This is a genomic window from Stenotrophomonas sp. INTA L402-1, assembly GCF_059295135.1.
In genome coordinates this window covers 1-6,850 of the sequence record NZ_JCAFWP010000074.1, presented here as the reverse complement: position 1 = coordinate 6,850, position 6,850 = coordinate 1, and the positions used below count along the sequence as shown (strand labels likewise).

The window sequence follows — 6,850 nt, the reverse complement described above, 5'->3', positions numbered from 1 at the left end:
AGATGTGTATAAGAGACAGGCACTACCATGCCTCCGTCTTGACCTCTTGATCTATTGACCTCAACCAATGTTGAGGTGCGATAACAGTCTCCCCATGGCCAGTCCCTCTGGCCTTCCCCACGGAGATTGCTTCGATGTCGTACTCGCTTCCCCCGCTCCCCTACGCCTACGACGCCCTCGAGCCGCACTTCGATGCGCGCACGATGGAAATCCATCACAGCAAGCACCACCAGACCTACGTCAACAACCTCAATGCCGCCATCGAGCAGGCCGGCCTCGCCGAGCAGCCGGTCGAGGCGCTGATCGCCAACCTCGATGCCGTGCCGGAGGCGCAGCGTGGCGCGGTCCGCAACAACGGCGGTGGCCACGCCAACCACAGCCTGTTCTGGACCGTACTCAGCACCAACGGCGGCACGCCCGATGATGAACTGGCCGCCGCCATCGACCGCGATCTGGGTGGCTTCGATGCCTTCAAGGAGGCCTTCACCAAGGCCGCGCAGACCCGCTTCGGCAGTGGCTGGGCCTGGCTGACCAGCGATCGCGATGGCCGCCTGCAGGTTGAAAGCAGCGCCAACCAGGACAGCCCGTTGATGGGCGCTACGGCCGGCCTGTCCGGCAATACCCCGATCCTCGCACTGGATGTCTGGGAACACGCCTACTACCTGCACTACCAGAACCGCCGCCCGGACTACATCGGTGCGTTCTTCAACATCATCAACTGGGCCGAGGTCGGCCGACGCTACCGCCAGGCCCGGGCCTCATGAGCGGCGAGACACTGCCGTACGCCGGGCCGTGGGCGGGGGTCTTCCCCGCCCCGGCCCCGGTGCCGTCGGTCGAGATGCCGCCGCGGGCACTGCGGCGGCTGCTCGGCCACTTTCCTACCGGCGTGGCCATCGTCTGCGCGCGCGATGCGCAGGGCAAGCCCATCGGCCTGACCATCAATTCGTTCGTGCCAGTGTCATTGCAGCCGCCACTGGTGCTCTGGAACCTGGCGTTGCACGCGCAGAGTCTTTCCACCTTCCAGCGCGCCACCCGCTTTGCGATCAGCGTGCTGGCGGCCGACCAGGAAGCACTGGCCCGGCGCTTTGCCGATCCGCAGGTACGCAACCGCTTCGACGGTCTGGTATTGCTGGATGACGACGAGGACGCCCCGCCACGCATCGCCGGTGCGGTAGCGCATCTCACCTGCACCCGCCATGCGCAGTGGCCGGTGGGCGATCACCTGCTGCTGGCCGGCCGCATCATCGAAGTGCACGAGAACGGCGGCGCGCCACTGCTGTTCCATCGCGGCCGCTTCCAGCCGGGACCGGCCGAGCTGCTGGTGGAGGTGCGCTGATGAACATCGAGACTCTGGAATGCATGCTCGCCAGCGGCAAGGACGGCGCGCTGCTGCGCTTCGGCCTGGGCAAGGGCTGGCTGGATGCCGGGAACCCGGTGCGCGCAGCGACCCATCTGGGCCGTTGCGTGGTCCTTGATCCGCAGTATTCGGCGGCGTGGAAGCTGCTGGGCAAGGCCTGGCTGGCCAGTGGCCAGCCACAGGCGGCGCGCGAAGCATGGCAACGCGGTTTGAGCGTGGCCGGCAGCAAGGGCGACCAGCAGGCACGCAAGGAAATGCAGGTGTTCCTGCGTCGCCTGGACCGCGAACAGGCGGCCCTGGCGAAGGCGGGCTGAGTCGATCAGCCCGCGTTGGCCGATGCCGGTGCGGACATGATGTCCGACATCGGCAGGCGGCGCGGCTTGCTCGGGAACGCGTGGCGCAGGATGCGCCAGACCACCTGGCCGAACTGACGCGGCAGCGAGCCGTTGTTGTAGTGCTGGCCGTAGCGGCGGCAGATGTCCTTCACTTCCTTGGCAATGGCTGCATAGCGGTTGGCCGGCAGGTCCGGATAGAAGTGATGCTCGATCTGGTGGCTGAGGTTGCCCGACAGCACATTGATCAGGAAGCCGCCACTGATGTTGGACGAACCGCGCAGCTGGCGCAGGTACCAGTGACCGCGCGACTCATTGCGCAGGCACTCCTTCGGGAAGGTTTCCGATTCAGCGGTGAAGTGGCCGCAGAAGATGATCACGTAGGTCCAGATGTTGCGCAGGCCGTTGGCTACCATGTTGCCCAGCATCACGGTGAGGAAGAACGGGCCGGCCAGCAGCGGGAAGAACACGTAGTCCTTCAGCACCTGACGGGCCATTTTTCGCGCCACCGGGCGGGTCTGCATCCACATCGCACGGCCACTGATGCGGCCCTTCAGCCAACGGCCCAGGCGCAGGTCCTGCGCGGCCACGCCCCACTGGAACAGCAGCGCGAAGATCGGCGCGATGATCGGCTGCAGCAGGTAGAACGGCTTCCAGCGCTGTTCCGGGAAGATGCGCAGCAGGCCGTAGCCGATGTCATCGTCCATGCCACGCACGTTGGTGTAGGTGTGGTGGCGGAAATTGTGGGTCTTGCGCCAGTTGTCGGCGGTGGCAACGATGTCCCACTCGTAGGTGTTGCCATTGAGCTTGGGGTCGCCGGTCCAGTCGAACTGGCCGTGCATGACGTTGTGGCCCAGCTCCATGTTCTCCAGGATCTTCGACAGCGCCAGCAGCAGCGTGCCGGTGATCGCGGCCGGCCACAGCAGCGGCATCCAGAACAACGGCGAGAACGCCGCCACGAACAGCAGGCCACGGCCACCCACGCCGAACCAGCGCACGGCGGCGGCCACGCGGCGGATGTAGCGGGTATCGGAAGCGCCAAGGCTGCCGATCACGCGGTCGCGGATCGCATCGAGTTCCTGGCCGAAGGCTTGCATCTCGGTGGTGCTCAGAGCACGGTCGGTAGCGCGGGTCATGGCAACGGGTCCTCAGAGATCCAGGGTCAGGTCGGTGGTCGGCGCGCTCACGCAGATCCGCACCGGCTGCGCCGATTCGGACTGCAGGTCGCCGGTGCGCAGGTGGCGGGTGGCGCCACTGACGCGATCACAACTACAACTGTTACAGATACCCATGCGGCAGCCATGCTTGGGCTTGATGCCATGGGCTTCGAGGCTTTCCAGCAGTGAGCGGCCACGCGGCACGCTCAATTGGCGGCCACTGCGCGCCAGGGTCAACGACACCTCGCCTTCGCTGCTGGCATCGCGCAGCGGCGCCGGCGGGGTGAAGGCCTCGGCCTGGAATCCGGCCACCTGGTGCGCCAGACGCGCGCGCGCGGCGGCAACGAATCCATCCGGGCCGCAGGCCAGCACATGGCGCTGCGCCAGAGGCGTGTCATCGCCGGGCACCAGCAGATCATGGGTATCGATACGCGCGGCCGGCGCCTCACCCTCGCGGGTGGTCAGCAGATGCACGCGCAGGTTCGGATGCGCTGCGGCCAGCGCCTGCAGTTCATCACGGAACTGCAGATGGGCAGCGGTGCGCTCCCAGTAGAACAGGTCCACGGGCGCGGCCAGCGGGCGCTGGCAGGCCTCGCGCAACAGGCTGCGCATCGGCGTGATGCCACTGCCGGCCGCCAGCAGCAGCACCGGCGCCGCGGCCGGCAACTGGAATTCGCCGAAGGCGGCATCGAGGCGGAACAGTTCGCCCGGCTGCGCATGATTGACCAGATGCTGGCTGACCCGGCCGCCGTCGATCGCCTTGACGGTGATCGCCAGCTCGCGCCGACCGAGTGCGGTGGGGCTGTAGCTGCGCTGCCACAGGCGCCCTTCAATCTCGACGCCGAGGGTGACGTGCTGGCCAGCGCGCATGCCGGCCCAGTGCCGGTTGGTGCGCAGGACCAGGGTCGCCGCGCCCTCGCCGGCCGGCTCGCGCCGGACCAGGCGGGCCACCGGCTCGCGCAGGGTCCACAGGGGATTGAGCTGGCCCGCCCAGAAATCGAACAGCGACGGCGAGACCCAGCGGTACGGAGAGAACAGGGACGGACGGACGACAGCGCTCATGAGCGAACTATACGGGCGCACATACACCTGTGTATACATGTGTATATTGAACCGGATTGGGTATGATTCAGCCTCGCCCCACCGGAACCCCCATGGCCGCCGCCACCGCCTTGTCGACGCCCGAAGATGCCAACAGCCCGGCCCGCCGTACGGTGAGCCGCGAGGATCTGCTGGCTGCTGCCCTGAAACTGATCGGGCCGCACCGCAGCCTGTCCACGCTCAGCCTGCGCGAAGTGGCGCGTGAGGCCGGCATCGCGCCGAACAGCTTCTACCGGCAGTTCCGCGACATGGACGAACTGGCCGTGGCGCTGATCGATGCGGCCGGCCGCTCGCTGCGCACCATCATCGGCGAGGCTCGCCAGCGCGCCACCTCCACCGCCACCAGCGTGGTGCGGGTCTCGGTGGAGACCTTCATGGAACAGCTGCGCGCCGACGACAAGCTGCTGCACGTGCTGCTGCGCGAGGGCGCAGTCGGCTCGGACGACTTCAAGCACGCGGTCGAACGCGAGCTGCACTATTTCGAGGAAGAGCTGCAGCACGACCTGGTGCGCCTGGCCGCACTGGATGGCGCCGTACTGCATGCCCCGGAACTGGTGGCCAAGGCCATCACCCGGCTGGTGTTCGCGATGGGTGCCACCGCCATGGACCTGCCACCGGAGAAGGATCCGGAGCTGGTTGAACAGATCTCCACGATGATCCGCATGATCATCGTGGGCGCCCGTACCCCCGCCGCGTTCCGCCGCGGCTGATCGAGGCCCCTGAGTCGGATCCCTTTCCAGAGCGCCCCAGCTCCATGAAGCCCGCCACGCAGCGCCACGGCGCCGATGAACCGTGGCCGCTGTCACGGATTTAGATTGCAGATGCGCAGCTTGAGCATCCTGCACGCGCCATTCACTGCGGTCTCACGCACGCTGAATTATTCAGACCGCGCGCTCCATTCAGTTTAGTGAGTTATTGAACGGGGTTTGAATCAGGCAAGTGCCGCTGCAGTCGTTTCAGATTAATTGCATGGCCCAGGCAAGACCCGATCCGCACAGTGCCGCCTCCGGTCCTGCGGATGCGGGTCCACCCCAATAAGCTTCAAGGAGAAACATCCATGCGCATGATGCAGTTCACGCCGAAGTTTCCTTCCAACTTTGCCCGTTCGCGGCTGGGTCTGGCCGTAGCCAGCTCATTGATGCTCGCCGCCATGGGCACCGCAAATGCTGTCGACGTCGGCCCCGGCCAGACCGTCACCATCACCCCAGGAAGTGCTTTCGAGGGACAGAATCTCTCCGTCCATGGAGGAACCGCCAATGTTCTCGGCGCCCGCATGGGCGCACTGGACTCGTTCTCTGCAGGCGGCACACAACAGACAATCATCAACGCAGATGGTGCTGGCTTCACGTCAACCACAGGCAATTTCGTACGGAGCTCAACAGCGGTCTTCCGCAATTCGGTGCTGAGCGCCACAACCGGCCCGGCCCTTGGTTTGGCACGATCAGGCGCTGTCGATGGCAATGGACGCCCCTACCCCAGAGTGTCGTTGATCGACAGCTCACTCACTTCCACACGCATCGGACTGCAGGTGCTCGCCGGCGGCTACGCTGATGTAGACGGTTCGACCATTTCCGGCGGTACGTATGGGGTCTCTGTCGGTGCGGGCTCCGTTTCGCTGCGCAATGGCTCGACGGTCAACGGAGTCACAGCTGGAATCCTGATCCTCTCGAGCCCAACCATCGAAGAGAATCTCGCCGACTGGGGCGTGATGGTCGATGGTTCACACATCGAAGCAAGCAACGGCAGCGCCATTCTGTTCGGCGCTCATCTGCCTTCTGTATCCCGTCCGGATACGCTGTTGATACAGAATGGTGCGACTCTGGTGGGGAGCAATGGCGTCATCATCTCCACCCGCGACAACGCCCACTTCGACGTCACCGCCCGCACCTCCACACTCAAGGGCGACATCACCATTGCCGATACCGCCACCGGCACGCTGCGCTTCCTTGACGGCCTCGACCTCACCGGCCGCATCCTCGGCCCGGCCGACGTCATCGTCGATCAGGGCGGCCGCTGGACACTGTCCGGCGACAGCAACACCGGCAACCTCACCCTGGGTGCGGCCAGCAATATCTTCCTCGGTGCCGCGGGTACGGCGGCCTATCCGCAGCTGACCGTCAACGGCAACTACGCCGGCAATGGCGGCACCCTGCACTTCAACACGGTGCTGGCCGGCGACGATGCGGCAAGCTCGCGCATGCACGTGACCGGTGATACCAGCGGCACCACCCAGGTCACCGTCAACAACATTGCCGGCGCTGGTGCACAGACCGTCAACGGCATTCCGTTGATGCAGGTGGACGGTGCCAGCAATGGTCACCTCGCGCTGCAGGGCCGCGCCATCGGCGGCATGTACGAGTATTTCCTGCGCAAGGGCACTCCGGGCGCGACCAACGGCAATTGGTACCTGACCTCGGCCTACACCGGCAATCCATGCGATATCAATCCGTCGCTGCCGGAGTGCCAGGGCACTGGTCCGGTGGATCCGGTCGATCCTGTTGACCCGGTCGATCCGGTCGATCCGGTGGACCCGGTCAATCCCGTCGATCCGGTCCCCGTGCTGCGTCCGGAGCCGGGCGCGTACCTGGCCAACCAGGCCGCGGCCGTGCAGATGTTCCAGCTGCGCCGCCACGACCGCGGCGAGCCCGGCTTCGACCGCGCCCGCATCGGCACCTGGGTGCGCGCCGGGCGTGACCAGCTGCAGGCGAACGTGGCCGGGCAGGTCGATGCCCGTACCCACATCAACACCCTGCAGCTGGGCAGCGATGTCTGGCGTTGGGGCGATGGCCGTGGCCAGGTCGGCGTGATGCTCGGCACCGGCGAGGCAACCACGCAGGCGGTGTCGACGCTGAGCGGTTATGGCACGCGTGGCAAGGTCAAGGGCAAGTCGGCCGGTGTCTACC

Annotated in this window: 7 protein-coding genes; 5 read left to right on the top strand and 2 right to left on the bottom strand. The window is 66.0% G+C overall.

Annotated elements, in window-relative coordinates:
• Positions 1–134 precede the first annotated feature (134 nt).
• The 3 genes from AC5O77_RS21375 to AC5O77_RS21365 are packed head-to-tail and all read left to right on the top strand — an operon-like array spanning position 135 to position 1,671.
• Complete coding sequence (locus AC5O77_RS21375) at positions 135–764, top strand: superoxide dismutase (RefSeq protein ID WP_494507137.1); 630 nt, start codon at positions 135–137, stop codon at positions 762–764.
• A complete protein-coding gene (locus tag AC5O77_RS21370) occupies positions 761–1,336 on the top strand; it encodes a flavin reductase family protein (RefSeq protein ID WP_100468778.1) in 576 nt (191 codons plus the stop codon). The genes AC5O77_RS21375 and AC5O77_RS21370 overlap by 4 nt, the downstream gene beginning before the upstream one ends.
• Positions 1,336–1,671, top strand: coding sequence for a tetratricopeptide repeat protein (locus AC5O77_RS21365; protein ID WP_049462788.1), 336 nt, complete (start codon positions 1,336–1,338; stop codon positions 1,669–1,671). Before AC5O77_RS21370 ends, AC5O77_RS21365 begins: the two co-directional genes overlap by 1 nt.
• A 5-nt stretch (positions 1,672–1,676) precedes the next feature.
• On the opposite strand, the gene AC5O77_RS21360 is transcribed toward AC5O77_RS21365, so the two are convergent.
• Positions 1,677–2,825, bottom strand: coding sequence for a fatty acid desaturase family protein (locus tag AC5O77_RS21360; RefSeq protein WP_006372458.1), 1,149 nt, complete (start codon positions 2,823–2,825; stop codon positions 1,677–1,679).
• A gap of 12 nt (positions 2,826–2,837) precedes the next feature.
• The gene (locus tag AC5O77_RS21355) at positions 2,838–3,908 is read right to left on the bottom strand and encodes a ferredoxin reductase (RefSeq protein ID WP_202909644.1); all 1,071 of its coding nucleotides are present in this window, start codon (positions 3,906–3,908) and stop codon (positions 2,838–2,840) included.
• A 92-nt stretch (positions 3,909–4,000) separates the two neighbouring features.
• Between AC5O77_RS21355 and fabR the strand changes: the two genes are divergently transcribed.
• Together fabR and AC5O77_RS21345 are read left to right on the top strand one after the other, a co-directional pair.
• Positions 4,001–4,657 (top strand): HTH-type transcriptional repressor FabR, encoded by a 657-nt coding sequence (fabR, locus tag AC5O77_RS21350; RefSeq protein WP_005409961.1) that lies wholly within the window; start codon positions 4,001–4,003, stop codon positions 4,655–4,657.
• A 308-nt stretch (positions 4,658–4,965) separates the two neighbouring features.
• A partial coding sequence (locus tag AC5O77_RS21345; protein ID WP_494507136.1) for an autotransporter outer membrane beta-barrel domain-containing protein occupies positions 4,966–6,850 on the top strand: 1,885 nt, incomplete at its 3' end.